General features: G+C 66.3%; 14 protein-coding genes, 1 tRNA gene and 1 pseudogene. 8 read left to right on the top strand and 8 right to left on the bottom strand.

Annotated features, from left to right (window positions below; translation table 11 throughout):
- Together ACE3SL_RS00355 and ACE3SL_RS00350 are read right to left on the bottom strand one after the other, a co-directional pair.
- Positions 1 to 140: pseudogene (locus ACE3SL_RS00355) on the bottom strand (ATP-binding protein); the annotation flags it as partial.
- 261 nt (positions 141 to 401) lie between these two features.
- A tRNA-Leu gene (locus tag ACE3SL_RS00350) sits at positions 402 to 488 on the bottom strand.
- A 204-nt stretch (positions 489 to 692) separates the two neighbouring features.
- On the opposite strand from ACE3SL_RS00350, the gene ACE3SL_RS00345 reads away from it, so the two are divergent.
- The 7 genes from ACE3SL_RS00345 (at position 693) to ACE3SL_RS00315 (ending at position 11,225) form a co-directional block, all read left to right on the top strand.
- Positions 693 to 1,625 (top strand): complex I NDUFA9 subunit family protein, encoded by a 933-nt coding sequence (locus ACE3SL_RS00345; RefSeq protein ID WP_374523773.1) that lies wholly within the window; start codon positions 693 to 695, stop codon positions 1,623 to 1,625.
- Between the two features lie 113 nt (positions 1,626 to 1,738).
- Complete coding sequence (locus tag ACE3SL_RS00340) at positions 1,739 to 2,539, top strand: undecaprenyl-diphosphate phosphatase (RefSeq protein WP_374523772.1); 801 nt, start codon at positions 1,739 to 1,741, stop codon at positions 2,537 to 2,539.
- Positions 2,540 to 2,698: 159 nt separating this feature from the next.
- Entirely contained in the window at positions 2,699 to 4,141 is a 1,443-nt protein-coding gene (locus ACE3SL_RS00335) for an NAD(P)-dependent oxidoreductase (protein WP_374523771.1), read from the top strand.
- 23 nt (positions 4,142 to 4,164) lie between these two features.
- Positions 4,165 to 5,328, top strand: coding sequence for a DUF2059 domain-containing protein (locus ACE3SL_RS00330; RefSeq protein WP_374523770.1), 1,164 nt, complete (start codon positions 4,165 to 4,167; stop codon positions 5,326 to 5,328).
- Between the two features lie 28 nt (positions 5,329 to 5,356).
- Positions 5,357 to 9,886 carry a glutamate synthase large subunit gene (gltB, locus tag ACE3SL_RS00325; RefSeq protein ID WP_374523769.1) on the top strand — a complete coding sequence of 1,510 codons (4,530 nt, stop codon included), beginning with the start codon at positions 5,357 to 5,359 and terminating at the stop codon, positions 9,884 to 9,886.
- 170 nt (positions 9,887 to 10,056) lie between these two features.
- Positions 10,057 to 10,485 (top strand): hypothetical protein, encoded by a 429-nt coding sequence (locus ACE3SL_RS00320; protein ID WP_374523768.1) that lies wholly within the window; start codon positions 10,057 to 10,059, stop codon positions 10,483 to 10,485.
- A 68-nt stretch (positions 10,486 to 10,553) separates the two neighbouring features.
- A complete protein-coding gene (locus tag ACE3SL_RS00315) occupies positions 10,554 to 11,225 on the top strand; it encodes a glutathione S-transferase family protein (protein ID WP_374523767.1) in 672 nt (223 codons plus the stop codon).
- A gap of 98 nt (positions 11,226 to 11,323) precedes the next feature.
- Here ACE3SL_RS00315 and ACE3SL_RS00310 read toward each other — a convergent pair whose 3' ends face one another.
- Together ACE3SL_RS00310 and ubiG are read right to left on the bottom strand one after the other, a co-directional pair.
- A complete protein-coding gene (locus tag ACE3SL_RS00310; RefSeq protein ID WP_374523766.1) occupies positions 11,324 to 11,926 on the bottom strand; it encodes a YdeI family protein in 603 nt (200 codons plus the stop codon).
- On the bottom strand, positions 11,914 to 12,639 hold the full coding sequence (gene ubiG, locus ACE3SL_RS00305; RefSeq protein WP_374523765.1) for a bifunctional 2-polyprenyl-6-hydroxyphenol methylase/3-demethylubiquinol 3-O-methyltransferase UbiG: 726 nt from the start codon (positions 12,637 to 12,639) through the stop codon (positions 11,914 to 11,916). Before ubiG ends, ACE3SL_RS00310 begins: the two co-directional genes overlap by 13 nt.
- A gap of 159 nt (positions 12,640 to 12,798) precedes the next feature.
- Between ubiG and ACE3SL_RS00300 the strand changes: the two genes are divergently transcribed.
- Positions 12,799 to 14,049, top strand: coding sequence for an aspartate kinase (locus ACE3SL_RS00300; protein ID WP_374523764.1), 1,251 nt, complete (start codon positions 12,799 to 12,801; stop codon positions 14,047 to 14,049).
- Between the two features lie 159 nt (positions 14,050 to 14,208).
- Here ACE3SL_RS00300 and ACE3SL_RS00295 read toward each other — a convergent pair whose 3' ends face one another.
- From ACE3SL_RS00295 to hflK, 4 genes are all read right to left on the bottom strand, one after another.
- The gene (locus ACE3SL_RS00295; protein ID WP_374523763.1) at positions 14,209 to 14,577 is read right to left on the bottom strand and encodes a VOC family protein; all 369 of its coding nucleotides are present in this window, start codon (positions 14,575 to 14,577) and stop codon (positions 14,209 to 14,211) included.
- Positions 14,578 to 14,697: 120 nt separating this feature from the next.
- Positions 14,698 to 16,191 (bottom strand): Do family serine endopeptidase, encoded by a 1,494-nt coding sequence (locus ACE3SL_RS00290; RefSeq protein ID WP_374523762.1) that lies wholly within the window; start codon positions 16,189 to 16,191, stop codon positions 14,698 to 14,700.
- 128 nt (positions 16,192 to 16,319) lie between these two features.
- Positions 16,320 to 17,171, bottom strand: coding sequence for a protease modulator HflC (gene hflC, locus ACE3SL_RS00285; protein ID WP_374523761.1), 852 nt, complete (start codon positions 17,169 to 17,171; stop codon positions 16,320 to 16,322).
- Positions 17,171 to 18,340 carry a protease modulator HflK gene (gene hflK / locus ACE3SL_RS00280; protein ID WP_374523760.1) on the bottom strand — a complete coding sequence of 390 codons (1,170 nt, stop codon included), beginning with the start codon at positions 18,338 to 18,340 and terminating at the stop codon, positions 17,171 to 17,173. The genes hflC and hflK overlap by 1 nt, the downstream gene beginning before the upstream one ends.
- Between the last annotated feature and the right edge of the window lie 11 nt (positions 18,341 to 18,351).

The following is an 18,351-nucleotide window of genomic DNA, read 5'->3' as shown; positions in this document are numbered from 1 at the left end:
TGGAACAGCAACTGTCCTCCCGAGCGTGCGAACGGCAGATATCCAAGCTCGTCGAGCACCACCAGGTCGAGCCGCGACAGCTGCGCCGCCAGGGTCCCGCCCTTGCCGATCCGGGTCTCCTCTTCGAGGCGTGTCACCAGCTAAGGCTGCGGAAATGGTAGCGAACTGCGGTCGTCCGATTACGGATTTCGACACAACACATAGAACCGCTTTGGAATTTCTAGAAAACCCAATTAAAACATGGTCTTCTGGCACACTTGAGGCCAAGCGGGGGGTCATAAGAATGGCCTTTGCAGACCGACTTTCATATCAGCGCGGACACGGGTTTAGAACCGCTGAAACAACGATTCCATTCCGTATTTTCAATGACTTAGAAGAAGTGGAGTCTGCCGACTCCGAAATGGTGCCCAGAAGAGGACTCGAACCTCCACGACCTTGCGATCGCCAGCACCTGAAGCTGGTGCGTCTACCAATTCCGCCATCTGGGCACGGGGTAGGAGCGGGCGCTTAGCGGCGCTCGGCTCGGCTTGTCAACCGGGCTCGGCTTGTCGATGCATATTTTATATGTCGGGCGACGGTTTCGCGTCGATGCCCGCGCCCTGCCCCTTGCCCGTCGCGCAGCTTCGCGGCATGGGATGCGCGTGGACGCCCCCCGGGCGTCGACCCCAGAGAATCGGATACAGGCGGACATCATGCAGAAGCTCGACGGACAATTGATCACGGTGCTGGGCGGCGGCGGCTTCCTCGGCCGCTATGTCGTGCAGCAGCTGCTCGCGCGCGGCGCGCGTGTCCGCATCGCTGAGCGCGAGCCGCGCAAGGCACTTTTCCTGAAACCGCTCGGCGGGCTCGGGCAGACGCAGTTCGTCGCCGCCGACGTCCGCGATGCGGCGAGCGTCGCGCGCGCCGTCCAGGGCAGCGACGCGGTGATCAACCTCGTCGGCAGCTTCGACGACATGCAGGCGGTGCAGGCCGACGGCGCCGGCCATGTAGCCGCCGCCGCGAAGGCCGCGGGCGCGCGCGCGCTCGTCCATGTCTCGGCGATCGGTGCCGATCCGGCCAGCGCGTCAGCCTATGGGCGGAGCAAGGGCGACGGCGAAGCCGCGGTGCGCGCGGCCTTTCCCGCTGCCGCGATCCTGCGCCCGTCGATCATCTTCGGCCGCGAGGATCATGTCATCAACCGCTTCGCTGCGCTCATCCGCTTCTCGCCGGTGATCCCGGTCGTCGCCCCGCGTGCGAAGTTCCAGCCGGTCTATGTCGGCGACGTCGCCGACGCCGTGGTCGCGGCGCTCGGCAACGCGGCCGCCGGCAGGATTTTCGAGCTCGGCGGGCCGCAGATGCTGACGATGGCGGCGCTGCAGCAATGGGTCGCCGACGCGACGGGGCGCAAGCGGCTGTTCGTCGAGCTGCCCGATGCCGTATCGGGCGCTCTCGCGACCGCTTTCGGCTGGGCGCCCGGCGCACCGATCACCAGGGACCAGTGGCTGATGCTCCAGCGCGACAATGTCGTCGCGGACGGCGCCGCGGGCCTCGCGCAGCTCGGCGTCACTCCGACCTCGCTCGCCTCGGTCGCCGACGGCTGGCTCGTCCAATATCGCCGCCACGGCCGTTTCGCACAGACTGCCTGATTCGGGGCAAATCGCCGCTGGAAAAACGGCCCCGCGCTGCGTAGGTCTGGCGGCGGACAGGGGCGCCCGCCTGGTGCCCCTTCGTTTCGTCGCAACCTCGATATGGGAATTTCATGGGCATCTGGCTGACCGCGATCATCCTCGGCATCGTCGAAGGACTGACCGAATTCCTTCCCGTCTCCTCGACCGGACACCTCATCCTCGCGACCGAGCTGCTCGGCTATGATGCGTCGAAATGGGCGGTGTTCAATATCGCGATCCAGCCGGGCGCGATCCTCGCGATCGTCGTCCTCTACCGCCATCTGTTCTGGGACATGTTCACCGGCTTCTTCCGGCGCGATCCGGTCGCGATCGCTTTCGTGCGCAACCTGCTGCTCGCCTTCATCCCCGCGGTGGTGCTCGGCCTCGCCTTCGGCGACCAGATCGAGGCTTTGCTCGAAAATGCGACGGTCGTCGCCTGGGCGCTGATCGTGGGCGGCATCGGCATCCTGCTCGTCGAGCGATTTGCCAAGCCGAAGGAAAGCGGCGGCGTGGCGGCGCTGTCGACGCGCCAGTCGATCATCGTCGGCCTCGTCCAGTGCATCGCGATGATTCCGGGCGTCAGCCGCTCGGGCGCGACGATCATGGGCGCGATGACGCTCGGCATCGACCGCAAGACCGCCGCCGAGTTCAGCTTCTTTCTTGCGCTGCCGACGCTGACCGGCGCGACGGCGCTACAGCTCGCCAAGCATCACGACGCGATCACGAAGAACGACATCGGGCTCATCGCGGTCGGCGCGCTCGTGTCGTTCGTCGTCGCCTGGGCGGTGATCAAAGCCTTCCTCGCGGTCGTCACGCGCTATGGCTTCGCGCCCTTCGCCTGGTATCGAATCATCGTCGGCATCGCGGCGCTGGCATGGCTCGCCGCCAGATAGGTCCGAATCGAAACCATTTGTTGAAAGATTGTTGCGCAGCACCATGAGCGGTGCTTTTCAGTGTTAATTTAAGGTCAGCAATATTGACCTAATCGCAATTTCATCGGTGACAGGCCGTTCGCCGCCATGCCATCGCCCCCTCAACGAAGGGGATATTGCATGGCTTCCGAACGCATGCTCCAGTTTGTGGGGCGTGAACAATCCTATCCGGACAAGCGCTCGCCCGAGGAGCGCGCGCACGACTTTCGCGAGATCGCCGAGCGCTATGCCGCTCCGCAAGCCGACGCGCAGGCCGCGCGCTGCTCGCAATGCGGCGTGCCCTATTGCTCGGTGCATTGTCCGCTGCACAACCATATCCCCGACTGGCTGCGCCTGACCGCCGAGGGGCGGCTGCGCGAGGCTTATGAGCTCAGCAACGCGACCTCGACGATGCCCGAGATCTGCGGCCGCATCTGCCCGCAGGATCGCCTCTGCGAGGGCAATTGCGTGATCGAATTTTCGGGCCATGGCGCGGTGACGATCGGCAGCGTCGAGAAATATATTACCGATACCGCCTGGGCCGAGGGCTGGGTCGAACCGATCCGGCCGGGCAAGCCGACCGGCCAGTCGGTCGGGATCATCGGCGCCGGCCCCGCGGGACTGACCGCTGCCGAATATCTGCGCGTCATGGGGCATGAGGTGCATGTCTACGACCGGCACGACCGCGCCGGCGGGCTGCTCACCTATGGCATCCCCGGCTTCAAGCTCGAGAAGGAGGTCGTGATGCGCCGCGTCGAGCGGCTGGCGGAGGGCGGCATCCATTTCCACCTCGGCTTCGAGGTCGGCAAGGACGCGACGCTCGACCAGCTTCGCGCCAGGCATGACGCAATCCTGATCGCGACCGGCGTCTACAAGGCACGCGAGATCAACGTCGCCGGCAATGACGCCGCCGGCGTCGTCGCCGCGCTCGACTATCTGATCGCATCGAACCGCAAGAGCTTCGGCGACACCGTCGCCGCATTCGAGGACGGCCGCCTCGACGCCAAGGGCAAGCATGTCGTCGTCGTCGGCGGCGGCGACACCGCGATGGACTGCGTCCGCACCGCGGTGCGCCAGGGCGCGAAGTCCGTAAAATGCCTCTATCGCCGCGACCGCGAGAATATGCCGGGCTCGCAGCGCGAGGTCGCCAACGCCGAAGAGGAAGGCGTCGAGTTCGTCTGGCTCTCGGCCCCCGAAGCCTTCACCGCCGACAAGCATGTCAAGCAAGTCGCGGTGCAGGGGATGCGCCTCGGCGCACCCGACGCGAGCGGGCGCCGCAGCCCCGAGCCCGATCCGGGGCGCAGCTTCGACCTGCCCGCCGACATGGTGATCAAGGCGCTCGGCTTCGACCCCGAAGAACTGCCGCACCTGTTCGGCGCGCCCGACCTGTCGGTCACGCGCTGGGGCACGCTGCGCGTCGATCATCAGACGATGATGACCAGCCTGCCCGGCGTTTTCGCCGCGGGCGACATCGTGCGCGGCGCCAGCTTGGTCGTCTGGGGCATCCGCGACGGCCGCGATGTCAGCGAGCAGATGGCAAAGTGGTTGAAAGCGAAAGTGAAAAGCGAAAAGAAGGCGGCATGACCAACAGGGAAGGAAAATCGATCATGTCGTCCTGGAAATCCGTTCTGCTCGCCGGCGCGATGGCGTTCGCGCCCGCGCACGCTTTCGCTGCGCCAAACGAGGCGCCCGAGGCCGAAATCGTCGCCCCCGCCGTCGAAGGCGACGAAGGCCATGGCATGAGCGACGAGGCTATGAAGGCCGACGCCAAGGCGAAGATGCAGAAGGAGATCGATCAGGCGGTCGCGATGATCGAGAAGATCTTCGGCACCGACAAGCTGCCGCCGATCGCGCCCGCGCAACTCGCACTCGCGCAGCAGACAACGACCGCGCTGATCCCGCCGGGCAGCCTCGAGAAGATGCTCGACAACCTCTATGGCAAGCTTTTCAAGGGACTGATGGCCGAATTCGGCGGCACGTCCGACCTGATGCTGTCGATCAAGACCGGGGTGGATAGCGAGAAGATCACCGCACTCGACGAGAAGAGCAAGCTCGCCGCCGCCAACCTGTTCGACCCGTATCGCCAGCAGCGCGAGGACCAGATCACCAGCATCGTCAAGCCGCTGATCAGCGAGGCGCTGACCGATCTCGAGGGGCCGATGCGGAACGGCCTCGCCCACGCTTATGCGCGCAAGTTCACCGCGCAGCAGCTCGGCGAGATGAACGCCTTTTTCGCGACCCCGACCGGCAAGGCCTATAGCGCCGAGTGGATGGCGCTGCAGGCCGATCCCGAGCTGATGCTCGCGATGATCAAGGCGGTGCCGCCGCTGGTGAACAAGTTCATCGATCGCGGGCCCGAAATCGAAAAGGATTTCAAGGAGCTGCCCAAGGAAAAGCAGCTCGCCGACCTCAGCGACGCCGAACTCGCCAAGCTCGCCAAGCTGATGAAGGTCAGCGTCAAGGAGTTGAAGGAGCATCGCGACCAGTGGGATACGCCAGCCGAGGACGCGACCGAGGCGGTCGATGCCGCTGCCGACGCGGCGGATGTCGCCGCAGCGGATGCCACGGAAGCCGCTGACGCCGCAGAAGCCGCCGCCGATGCCGCGACAGCGGTCAGCGACGATCCGGCCTACGACCGCGACACCTGGTCGGAAGCCGACCGTACCCGCGTCGAACAGCTCGAAGAGGCGGCCAGTAACGCCAATTCGGCAGCCTATGACGCGCAGGAACAGGCGGTCGCCAATGCCCGCAAGAAGACGCCATCAAAATAGGAACGGCCAAGGCCGGCAGGAAACCGACATGACCCATTACCCCACCTCCGATCACGCGCGGCTCGCTGCCGAAGGCATGTATCGCCCCGACCTCGAATCCGATGCCTGCGGCGTCGGTCTCGTCGCGGCGACCGACGGCAAGGCGTCACGCCGCGTCGTCGAGGCGGCGATCGAGGCGCTGCGCGCGGTGTGGCACCGCGGCGCGGTCGATGCCGACGGCAAGACCGGCGACGGGGCGGGAATCCATGTCGATCTGCCGGTCCGTTTCTTCGACGATGCAATCGCGGCGTCGGGGCACAAGGTGCGCCCCAACCGCCTCGCCGTCGGCATGGTCTTCCTGCCGCGCACCGATCTCGGCGCGCAGGAGGAATGCCGCACGATCGTCGAGTCGGAGATCATCGACGCGGGCTTCACCATCTATGGCTGGCGCCAGGTGCCGGTCGACGTGTCGGTGATCGGCGACAAGGCGCAGCGCACGCGCCCCGAGATCGAGCAGATCATGATCGCCGGGCCGCTCCCCGACGAACAGTCGGTCGCCGAGTTCGAAAAGCAACTCTATCTCGTCCGCCGCCGCATCGAGAAGAAGGTGATCGCGGCGCAGATCGCCGACTTCTATATCTGCAGCCTGTCGGCGCGCTCGATCATCTACAAGGGGCTGTTCCTCGCCGAGAGCCTGGCCGATTTCTATCCCGACCTCACGAACAAGCTGTTCGAAAGCCGGGTCGCGATCTTCCACCAGCGCTATTCGACAAACACTTTCCCGCAATGGTGGCTCGCGCAGCCGTTCCGCTGCCTCGCCCACAATGGCGAAATCAACACGATCCGCGGCAACAAGAACTGGATGAAGAGCCACGAGATCAAGATGGCGAGCCTCGCCTTCGGCGAGCATTCGGAAGATATCAAGCCGGTGATCCCGGCGGGCGCCTCCGACACCGCCGCGCTCGACGCGGTGTTCGAGACGCTCTGCCGCGCCGGCCGCGACGCGCCGACCGCCAAGCTGATCCTCGTTCCCGAAGCCTGGGGCCAGGACGACGACATCCCCGACGCGCACAAGGCGATGTATAATTATCTCGCCAGCGTGATGGAGCCGTGGGACGGCCCCGCCGCGCTCGCGATGACCGACGGCCGCTGGGCGGTCGCGGGGATGGACCGCAACGCGCTCCGTCCGCTGCGCTACACGCTGACCGCCGACAATCTGCTCGTCGTCGGGTCGGAAAGCGGCATGGTGCTGCTGCCCGAGGCGAGCATCCGCAAGAAGGGCCGCCTCGGCCCCGGCCAGATGATCGCGGTCGATCTCGACGACGGCACGCTCTACGAAGACCGCGCGATCAAGGACAAGATCGCCGGCGCCGCCGACTATGCCGCGCGCGTCAAGGGCTTCCGCACCATGGCCGACCTGCCGAAGGGCGGCAAGGCGAGCCTGCCGCAATGGGACCGCACCGAACTGCTCCGCCGCCAGGTCGCTGCGGGCCTCACCATGGAGGATATGGAGCTGATCCTCAGCCCGATGGTCGAGGATGCGAAGGAAGCGATCGGCTCGATGGGCGATGACACGCCGCTCGCGGTCATCTCCGACAAGCCGCGCCACGTCGCACAATTCTTCCGCCAGAATTTCAGCCAGGTCACCAACCCGCCGATCGACAGTCTGCGCGAACGGCATGTGATGAGCCTGAAGACGCGCTTCTCGAACCTCGCCAACATCCTCGACGAAAAGGGGCAGAGCGCGCACGTCCTCGTGATCGACTCGCCGGTGCTCGTCGGCGACGACTGGGACCGGCTGCGCGCCTATTTCGGCGATGCGGTCGCCGACATCGACTGCACTTTCGCGGTCGGCGGCGACGCCGCGACCGTGCGCGAAGCGATCGCCCGCATCCGCCGCGAGGCCGAGGACGCGGTGCGCGCCGGGCGCAGCGAACTGTTCCTGTCCGACCAGAATATCGGCGAAGGTCGCGTCGGGGTCGCGATGGTGCTCGCCGCCGCCGCGGTCCATACGCATCTCGTCCGCAAGGGGCTGCGCAGCTACGCCTCGATCAACGTCCGCTCGGCCGAAGTGCTCGACACCCACGCTTTTGCGGTGCTGATCGGCGTCGGCGCGACCACCGTCCACGCCTATCTCGCCGAAGCCGCGATCGCCGACCGCCACACGCGCGGGCTGTTCGGCGGCGAGCTGTCGCTGACCGACTGCCACCTCCGCTTCCGCAAGGCGATCGACGACGGCCTTTTGAAGATCATGGCGAAGATGGGGATCGCGGTGGTCTCCTCCTATCGCGGCGGCTATAATTTCGAGGCGGTCGGTTTGAGCCGCGCGCTCGTCAACGACCTCTTCCCGGGCATGCCTGCGAAGATTTCGGGCGAGGGCTATCAGTCGCTCTTCATCAACGCGACCGAGAAGCATGAGAAGGCGTTCGACGAGCGCGCCACCACCCTTCCCGTCGGCGGCTTCTACCGCCACCGCGCGGGCGGCGAGGCGCATGCCTATTCGGCGCAGCTCATGCATCTCCTGCAGACCGCGGTCGCGACCGACAGCTACTCGACCTACCTCCAGTTCGCGCGCGGCGTCGCCGACCTGCCGCCCGTCTATCTCCGCGACCTGATGGAGTTCAACTTCCCGGCGCAGGGCGTCGCGCTCGACAGCGTCGAGGCGATCACCGAGATCCGCAAGCGCTTCGTCACCCCCGGCATGTCGCTGGGCGCGCTGTCGCCCGAAGCGCACGAGACGCTCGCGATCGCGATGAACCGCATCGGCGCCAAGGCGGTGTCGGGCGAAGGCGGCGAGGCCAGCGAGCGCTATCAGCCCTATGCCAATGGCGACAACGCCAACAGCAACATCAAGCAGATCGCGAGCGGCCGTTTCGGCGTCACCGCCGAATATCTCGGCGCGTGCGACGAGATCGAGATCAAGGTCGCGCAGGGCGCCAAGCCCGGCGAGGGCGGCCAATTGCCCGGTTTCAAGGTCACCGAATTCATCGCGCGCCTGCGCCATTCGACGCCGGGCGTGATGCTGATCTCGCCCCCGCCGCACCACGACATCTATTCGATCGAGGATCTCGCGCAGCTCATCTACGACCTCAAGCAGATCAACCCGAAGGCGCGCGTCTGCGTCAAGCTCGTCAGCTCGGCGGGCATCGGCACCGTCGCGGCGGGGGTCGCCAAGGCGCACGCCGACGTCATCCTCGTCTCGGGCAACACCGGCGGCACCGGCGCTTCGCCCCAGACCAGCATCAAATATGCCGGCACGCCGTGGGAAATGGGCCTGTCCGAAGTCAATCAGGTGCTCACCCTCAACGGCCTCCGCCACCGCATCCGGCTGCGCACCGACGGCGGGCTCAAGACCGGGCGCGATATCGTGATCGCCGCGATTCTTGGCGCCGAGGAATATGGCATCGGCACGCTCAGCCTCGTCGCGATGGGCTGCATCATGGTGCGCCAGTGCCACAGCAATACCTGCCCGGTCGGCGTCTGCACGCAGGACGAAAAGCTGCGCGCGAAGTTCACCGGTAGCCCCGAGAAGGTCATCAACCTGATGACCTTCATCGCCGAGGAGGTGCGCGAAATCCTCGCCAAGCTCGGCTGCCGTAGCCTCGACGAGGTGATCGGCCGCACCGAGCTGCTGCGGCAGGTCAGCCGCGGCGCCGAGCATCTCGACGACCTCGACCTCAATCCAATCCTCGCCAAGGTCGATGCCCCCGACGAGGAACGCCGCTCGCAGGGCCCGAACTTCCGCAACCCGGTGCCCAACAGCCTCGACGCGCAGATTTTGAGCGACGCGAAACCGCTGTTCGAGCGCGGCGAGCGGATGCAGCTCACCTATAATGTCCGCAACACCCACCGCGCGGTCGGCACCCGCCTCTCGGCCGAAGTCACCGCGCGCTTCGGGATGAACGGGCTCGCCGACGACCATGTGCAGGTGCGCCTGCGCGGCACCGCGGGCCAGTCATTGGGCGCCTTCCTGTGCAGCGGCATCACCCTGGAAGTGTTCGGCGACGCCAACGACTATGTCGGCAAGGGTCTGTCGGGCGGCCGCATCGTCGTGCGCCCGACCGTGTCGAGCCCGCTCGTCAGCCAGCACAACAGCATCGTCGGCAACACCGTCCTCTATGGCGCGACCGCCGGCACCCTGCTCGCGGCGGGTCAGGCGGGCGAGCGTTTCGCGGTCCGCAACTCGGGCGCGAAGGTCGTCGTAGAGGGCTGCGGCGCGAACGGCTGCGAATATATGACCGGCGGCACCGCGGTGATCCTCGGCCCCGTGGGGTCGAACTTCGGCGCCGGGATGACCGGCGGCATGGCGTTCGTGCTCGACACCGACGACAGCTTCGAGCGCCGCGCGAACGGCGAATCGATCGTCTGGCAGCGGCTCGCGAGCAGCCATTGGGAAGCGGCGCTGAAGACCCTCGTCGAGGAACATGCGCATGCCACCGGCAGCAAATGGTCGGCCGAAATCCTCGCCGACTGGGATCGCTGGCGGGACCGCTTCTGGCAGGTCTGCCCGAAGGAAATGATCAGCCGCCTGATCCATTCGCTGAACGAGGAAGAGGTTGAGGTCGTCGCGGCGGAATGAAATATCGCTCATTTCTCGTCATCCTGGCTAAGGCCGGGATGACGCTGTATTAAAGGCGCTAATCGCAACCCTGCATCGCTTCATCGCAACGCTTTCGCGCATTCAGCCCCGCGAAAGCGTTGCCCGTCTATAGGCGCCGCTTCGCCTCCCCATCCCGAAAGGATGAAGCCATGCGCTGTACCATCGCTGCCCTGCCCCTGCTCGCGCTCGTCGCGCCGTTCCCGGCTGCCGCCGCGGATCGCGGAGCCGAGCGCGCGGTGAGCGTCTTGAACGATCCGGCGACGCAGGACCGCATGGCCGACACCGTCACCGCGCTCGTCGGCGCGCTGATGCAGATGCAGGTCGGCCCGCTCGCGGAAGCGGTCGCCAGGGTCGATCCCGATTCCGACGCCGCCTATATCCCGCGCGACGCGACCGTCGGCGACATCGCCGGGCGTGATCCCGCCTATGCCGAGCGCATGGGCGACGACGTCCGCGCCGGTACGCGCATGGCCGGCCACGCCGCCTCGGCGCTCGCCGCCTACGCCCCGGTGCTCAAGGACATGGCCCGCGACCTCGCCGCGCAATGGGAACGTGAACGCGCCGCCGCGCGGCGGTAAGCCATTCATCCACAGCGCAGCAGCCATAAGCGTTGCGCCCGGCGCCCGCCTGCCGCTATGCCGGAACCATGTGGCAACTCTACCAATTCCCGCTTTGTCCCTTTTCGCGCAAGATCCGGCTTTTGCTGGGCGAGAAGGGCGTCGGCTATGAGCTGGTGCGCGAATCGCCGTGGGAGCGCCGCGACGAGTTCATCGACCTCAATCCCGCCGGCCGCACCCCGGTGATGGTCGACGACGGGCGCGGCCAGGTGCTCATCGACAGCAATGCGATCGCCGAATATTTCGAGGAGACGGTCGAGGGCAAGGCGATGATCAACGGGACCGCGGCGCAGCGCGCCGAGATCCGCCGCCTCGTCGCCTGGTTCGACCAGGATTTCTATTTCGAGGTCACCGGCCCCCTGCTGTTCGAGCGGATGCAGAAGCGCATCGTCCACCGCCAGCCCCCCGACGGCGGCGCGCTGCGCGAGGCGATGAAGGCCGCGAACCAGCATCTCGACTATATCGACTATCTGATCGACCACCGCACCTGGCTCGCCGGCGCGACGATGAGCCTCGCCGATCTGGCGGCCGCGGCGCACATCTCGGTCGCCGACTATCTCGGCGGCATCGACTGGACCGGGCACGAGCAGACCAAGGGCTGGTATTCGGGCCTCAAGTCGCGCCCCAGCTTCCGCCCGCTCCTCGCCGAGCGAATGGAGATCGTGACGCCGCCTAAATACTACGAAGACGTCGACTTCTAAGCGTCGTCATTGCGAGGAGCCGAAGGCGACGCGGCAATCCGGAGTAGCGTAAACCGCTCTGGATTGCTTCGCTCCGCTCGCAATGACGAACAATAAGATCAGCAGTTCTTGTACTTCCAGTTCCGGTCCTTGCCCTCGGCGACCTGCGCGACGATCGTTTCGATCCGCTTCGCCCGCGTCTCCGCGCGCTTCGCCTCGTGCACCCATTCGATATAGTCGCGGCGCTTGCCGGGCGAGAAGGCCTCCCAATGAGCCTGCGCGGCGGCGTTGGCCTTCAACGCCGCACCCAGATCGGCCGGCAGGTCGAGCGCCGGCTTCGGCGCCGCTTTCGCCCGCTTCGGCTTGCCTTCCGCGCAAAGCGCCGCGGCCTTTTCGATCCAGGCCGCCATCTGTTTGTCCGACGGCAGGTCGGCCAGCGACGCCAGCCGCCCCATGCTCCCCATCGCGCCGGTGTCGCGCGGCGAGCCGGTCACTTCCTCGTCACGCCAGAATCCGAAGGTCGCATGTCCCTTGAACGCCGCCATGCCCGCCAGATTCTGCCCGTTCAGGACGAAATGCGGCACGCCCCATTTGAGCGTCTCCTCGACGCCCGGCGCGTGCTTATGCACCAATTCGCGAAGATGGTTCAGAATCGGCGGCGCGAACGGCTGCCGCGCCGCGATATAGGCATCGACGCGCGGGTCGCGGCTCAGTCCGGCCACCGCGCCGCGACCAGATAGTTGAGCGCCTCGCTGCCGCCGAGTTTGAAGCCCTTCGCCGCCGACGGCGACAGGCCGGTGCGGTCGATGACCTCCAGCCCCGCACCTTCGAGCAAGTCGGTCAGCTCGTCCGGCTTCAGAAACTGGTCCCAGTCGTGCGTCCCGCGCGGTACCGCCCCCACCCGCTCGGCCGCTTCGACGAGCAGCAGCTTCGACAGCATCGTGCGGTTGGGGGTCGAGAGGATCATCAGTCCGCCCGGCGCGAGCCGCGAAGCGAGCTCGCCGATGAAGGCCGCCGGGTCGGTCACATGCTCGACGACCTCCATCGAGGTCACGAGATCGAAGCGCGTCGCAGGCAGCGCCGCCAATTCACCCCAAAAATAGGTGATCGCCAGCCCCTGCCCCGCCGCATGTGCCCGCGCCGCCGCGATATTCTCGGGTGCCGCATCGACGCCCGTTACCGCCGCGCCCATCCGCGCCAACGGCTCGGCGAGCAGTCCGGCGCCGCACCCGACGTCGAGCGCCATCCGCCCGGCGAGCGGATGGCGCTCGCGGGCATCGACCTGCCAGTGGAGGTCGATCTGCTCGCGGATATAGGCGAGCCGCACCGGATTGAGCCTGTGCAGCATCGCCGACGAACCGTGCGGGTCCCACCAGTCGGCGGCGAGCGCTCCGAAATGGGCGGCTTCCTGCGGATTGATCGTCGCGGCACTCATGCCCCGCGATGTGGCACTGTGCCTCGCGCCATGCAAGAAATTCTATCCTGCGCGGGCACCCATGGTCTTGCCATCGCCCTCCCCCTTCCGTAACGAGCGGGCGCCGCGGAAATCCAAGGGAAAGTTGCGGTCGAAACCAGTTCAGGAAGGCGAAGCGGCATGGCGCGGATCGTGATGAAATTCGGGGGCACGTCAATGGCGGGCACCGAGCGGATTCGCACCGTCGCGAAACTCGTCGCGCGCGAAGTCGCGCAAGGAAACGAAGTCGCGGTCGTCGTCTCGGCGATGGCGGGCGAAACCGACCGCCTTGTCAATTTCTGCCGGGAGGCGAACCCGCGCTACGATCCCGCCGAATATGACGTCGTCGTCGCGGCGGGCGAGCAGATCACGTCGGGCCTGCTCGCGCTGACGCTGCAGGCAATGGGCGTTCCCGCGCGCAGTTGGCTCGGCTGGCAGCTCCCGATCCGCACCGAGGAAGCGCACGCCCGCGCGCGCATCATCGACATCGACACCAGCGCGCTGACCGCCGCGATGGCAAGAGGCGAAGTCGCGGTGATCCCCGGCTTTCAGGGGATGATGGACGACGGCCGCGTCGCGACGCTCGGCCGCGGCGGGTCGGATACCAGCGCGGTCGCGGTCGCCGCGGCGGTGAAGGCCGACCGCTGCGACATCTACACCGATGTAGATGGCGTCTACACCACCGACCCGCGCATCGTCGCGCGCGCGCGCAAGCTCGATTACGTCACCTATGAGGAAATGCTCGAACTCGCGAGCGTCGGCGCCAAGGTGCTCCAGACCCGCTCGGTCGGACTCGCGATGAAAATGGGCGTACGCGTGCAGGTGCTTTCGAGCTTCGTCGAGGGCGACGAGGCTCCCAAAAAAGGCACGATGATCGTCAGCGACGAGGAAATAGAGGAACATCAGATGGAACGGCAGCTGATCACCGGCATCGCCCACGACAAGAATGAAGCGAAGATCATCGTCACCCGCGTCCCCGACCGTCCGGGCGGCGTCGCCAACATCTTCGGTCCGCTCGCCGCCGCGGGCATCAACGTCGACATGATCATCCAGAATGTCGGCCGCGACAAGGGCGAGACCGACGTAACCTTCACCGTGCCTGCCACCGACCTCCTCCGCTCGATCGACCTGCTCGAGGGCGCGAAGGACAAGATCGGCTTCAACCGCATCATCAGCGACGACAAGGTCGCCAAGGTCAGCGTCGTCGGCGTCGGGATGAAGAGCCACGCGGGCGTTGCCAGCACGATGTTCCGCGCGCTGGCCGACCGCGGCATCAACATCCAGGCGATCTCGACCAGCGAGATCAAGGTCAGCGTGCTGATCGACGAGGACGAAACCGAACTCGCGGTGCGCGTGCTGCATACCGCTTACGGCCTCGACGCGACCGACTGAGCCGCGGTCGCGATTGGGCCGGCATCCCAATCGACGGCAACAGCTGCCGCTCCCGCAAGCCCCGCTAGCGAAATAGCGCAAGGCGGACAGCAGTTTCCGGCTGCGTGAGCGGCGACGGCTTCAGCTAACATCCGCTCTCTGCGGCGCAGCGGTCGCCGGTCATCCCATGATGAAGGCGTTGAGCTTATTGCCGTCCGGATCGCGGAAATAACCCGCATAAAAGCCCTCGCCGCGCGGTCCGGGAGGGCCTTCGCAGGTGCCGCCGTTGGCGAGCGCAATGTCGTAGAGGCGGTGGACCTGATCCTTGTCCTTCGCCTCGAGCGCGACCATCACGCCATTGCCGACCGTCGCGGGATTGCCGTCGAAGGGTCGGGTAAGGCCGATGCCGGCGCCGCCGCCTTCCTTGCCCCAGGCGATGAAGCCGTCATAGTTCATCATCCGCGGCACGCCCAACTCACCAGCGATCGCGTCGTAAAAGACCGCCGCCCGCGCCAGATCGTTCGTCCCCAGCGTCACATATCCGATCATCTTTTCTCTCCCGACTCGCCGTACATGGAACATAATAGGAACATCTTCGCGCGAGGGCAAAGAAAAAGGGCGCCGGGTCCGAAGACCCGGCGCCCTTTTCTGGCGGACGGATCGATCCGCCTATTTGATCCGGATCGCGACGAAGGCCGACGGCCCGCCGCGGCGCAGGATTTCGAGCAGCACCGCCTCGCGGCCCGCCGCCTTGGCGTCGGAAACCACCTTCGCCAGCGCTTCGCTCGACGTCACCGGAGTGCGGTTCGCGCTCACGATCACGTCGCCGCGGCGAATGCCCTTGCGGCCCGCGTCGCTGCTCCCCGACGCCGCACCGATCACCAGTCCCTTGGTGCCGGCATCGACGCCAACCGCGCGCGCGATGTCGGCGGTCAACGGCTGCACCGCGAGGCCGAGCAGATTCTGGATCGTCGTGTCGGCGGTGCCTTTCGGATCGTCGGGCATCGCCTGTTCGTCTTCGGGATCGAAGTTGCTGCCCGCCAGCTGGTCTTCGGGCGGACGGGTATCGACGACCGCGTAGAGCGTCATCGTCTTGCCGTCGCGCACGACCTCGATCGGGATACGCGTGCCGGGCTTGGTGTTGGACACGATATAGGACAAGGTCTGCGACGGGGTCACATCCTTGCCGTTGACCTTGGTCACCACGTCGCCGCGCTTCAGGCCCGCCTTCGCCGCCGCCTGATCGGGCTCGACGCGCTGGACGAATTCGCCGCGGTCCTTGGGCAGGCCGAGCGCCGCCGCCAGATCCTCGTCGACCGGCGCGATGCCGATGCCGAGATAGCCGCGCTCGATCTTCTGGCCGGCGCGGAGCGAATTGATCACCGGGATCGCCGCCTCGGCAGGGATCGCGAAGTTGACGCCGATATTGGCGCCGACCGGCGAAATCAGCATATTGTTGATGCCGACGACATTGCCCTTGAGGTCGAACAGCGGGCCGCCCGAGTTGCCGCGGTTGATCGCGGTGTCGGTCTGGATGTAGCGGTCATAGGCGCCGCCCTGGTTGACGCTGCGGTGCAGGGCCGAAATGATGCCCGCGGTCACCGTCGAGCCGAGCCCGAGCGGGTTGCCGATCGCGACCACCCAGTCGCCGACGCGCGCACGGCTGCTGTCGGCGAATTTCACGAAGGGAAGCCCCGTCGCGTCGATCTTGAGCAGCGCGAGATCCGACGCCGCGTCGCGGCCGACGATGCGCGCCTTATATTCCTTGCCGTTGGTCAGCGTCACCGTGACCTGATTCACCGCCTCGCCGCGCGGGCCGCCGGTGACGACGTGATTGTTGGTGACGATATAGCCGTCGTCGGAGATCAGGAAGCCCGAGCCGCCGCCCTGCTGCTCCTGCGTCACCGGCTCGCGCGTTCCCGCGAAGGGATCGAGCCGGACGCCGAGCGTGACCTCCTGCTTGGTCGAGATATTCACGACCGCGGGCTGAAGCTGTTCGACGAGGTCGGCGAAGCTCTCAGGGGCGCCGGCACGCGGGACCGCCTTGGCGATCTCGCTGCTTTCGTTTTGCGCGACCTGCGCGATCACGGGCGACTGGGTGACGAGCGCCAGCGCCGTCCCGCCCATCAGCAAGGCCGAAGTGATGCCATAAACATAACGCACGATCGCAATTCCTTTTCTCTTGCGAAAAAACTCCAGACCCCGGCCGTCGTTATCTGATGGGCCGCGGCTTAACGGCATTTGAACATGAACGAGGCCTGCAGGTTCCATTCATTTGCCGAATTTCCCTGTCAACCGCCCCGGAAGTGCCGCAGATATTCATTGTCAGGCGACAGGATCACCGAGGTTCCGCCCTGGTTGTTCTCGCCCAGGAAGGTCTGGCGATAGCTCTGCATCGCGCGATAGAAATCATAGAATTCGGGGTCCTTGCCATAGCTGGCGGCATAGATGCGCGCCGCCTCGCCGTCGGCGTTGCCGCGGATGATCTGCGCTTCCTTCTGCCCTTCAGCGCGGATCGCGGTCGCTTCCTGCTGGCGCGCGGTGCGCATGCGGTTGTACGCCGCCTGCAGCGTCGCGCCCTCGGGCAGGTCGGCGCGCTTGATGCGCACGTCGATGATCTCGGCGCCATATTTGTTCGCCTCGCGGTTCAGCGCGACCTGGATATTGTCCATGACCGCGCCGCGCTCGGGCGACAAAAGGGTCGCGAAGGTGCGCTTGCCTAGCTCGTTGCGCAGCGACGAGCCGAGAATCGTCGCCAGCTGCTGCTGCAATTTCTCCTCGGTGCGGATCGCGGTGTACATCCGCACCGGATTGGTGATGCGGAAGCGCGCGAAGGCATCGACCTGCAGCCGCTGCTGGTCGGTCGAGAGCACCTGCTGGCGTTCCATGTTCACGCCGAGGATGCGCTTGTCGATATACTGGATGCTGTCGAAGAAGGGGATGCGCGCGACGAGGCCCGCACCCGAGCGGCCGAAATCCTCCTGCGGCTTGTAGCGGTTCACGGTACGCTCGATCTCGCCGAAGCGGAGGATCAGCGCCTGCTTGTCCTCGGGGACGATCGCCAGCGTCTGCGACAGGATGACGAGCAACGCGACCGTTCCGACGAGCAGGCGGAGCGGGTGGCGGAAGAGGCCGTCGAACATCACTGGCCTCCCTTCGGCGCCGCATCGGGCGCTGCTTCCGGGGCCGGGATCGCGCGCCGCTGGACCTCGTTCAGCGGCAGATAGGGAGTCACTCCGCGCGGCTCGACGATCGTCTTGTCGGTGTTCGACAACACACTCTCCATCGTTTCATAATAAAGCCGCTTGCGGGTCACGCCCGGCGCCAGCTTGTACTGTTCATAGATCTTGTCGAACGCCGCGGTCTGGCCGCGCGCGTTTTCGAGCACCTGCTGTTCATAAGCGCGCGCAAGGTTGATTGCCGATTCGCGTTCCTGCCGCGCCGCGGTGACTTCCTTGAAGGCGTCGTCGACCTGGCTCGGCGGGTCGGCCTGGCGGATCGCGATGCCCTGGATCGTCACCCCGGCACGATACTGGTCGAGCAGCGCCTGCATCCGCTGCTGCACCTGCCGCTCGATCTCGACGCGGCCGGGGCCGATCGCCTGGACGAGGTCGAAATTGGCGACCGCCGCGCGCATCGAGCTTTCGGCGACCTCGCGCAGCGTCCCGTCGGGGTCGGCGAGCTGGAAGATATAGAGTTCGGGATCGCGGATCGACCAGCGCACCTCATAGGCCAGATCGACGATGCTCTGGTCGCGCGTCAGCACGAAATTCTCGTCGGTCGCGTTGGGCGAGCCGATCGCCATCGTGCGGATCGCGCGGACGTCTTCCATGCGGATGCGCTCGATTGGCGCCGGCCAGGTGAATTTGACGCCCGGACCGACTGTGCGCGAATAGCTGCCGAGCCGCGTCACCACGCCTTCCTTTTCGGGGGGCACGATGTGGAAGGATGAGAAGAGGAACCAGGCCGCCACCAGCGCCACGACCGCCCATTTCCAGACGCGCGCCGAATCGCCGAAGCTGAAGCCGCCGTCGCCGCCCGAACCGCCGCCGCCGAAGCTGCCGCGACCCTTGCGCAACAGTTCGTCGAGCGCCGAGGGACCGCGCGGCTTGCGCCCGCGCCCGGAATCCGCAGGATCGGGCGTCACCCACGGGTTGCGCGGACCGCGATCGCCGTCCCCTTTATCGCCATCACCGCCGCCCTTGGGGCCATTGCCCCATGGACTGTTCGCCATCAGGCTGATCGAATCGAAAAAGCGCCGCAGTCCCCTCGGGCCGCGGCCGCCCATGACGCCGTCATTCTCGTTGCTCATGCTGCTTTTAT

It is taken from the genome of Sphingopyxis sp., from assembly GCF_041916015.1.
Lineage (GTDB): Bacteria > Pseudomonadota > Alphaproteobacteria > Sphingomonadales > Sphingomonadaceae > Sphingopyxis.
Note: the sequence above shows the minus strand (reverse complement) of the source record. Positions and strands in the feature narration are given on the sequence as shown.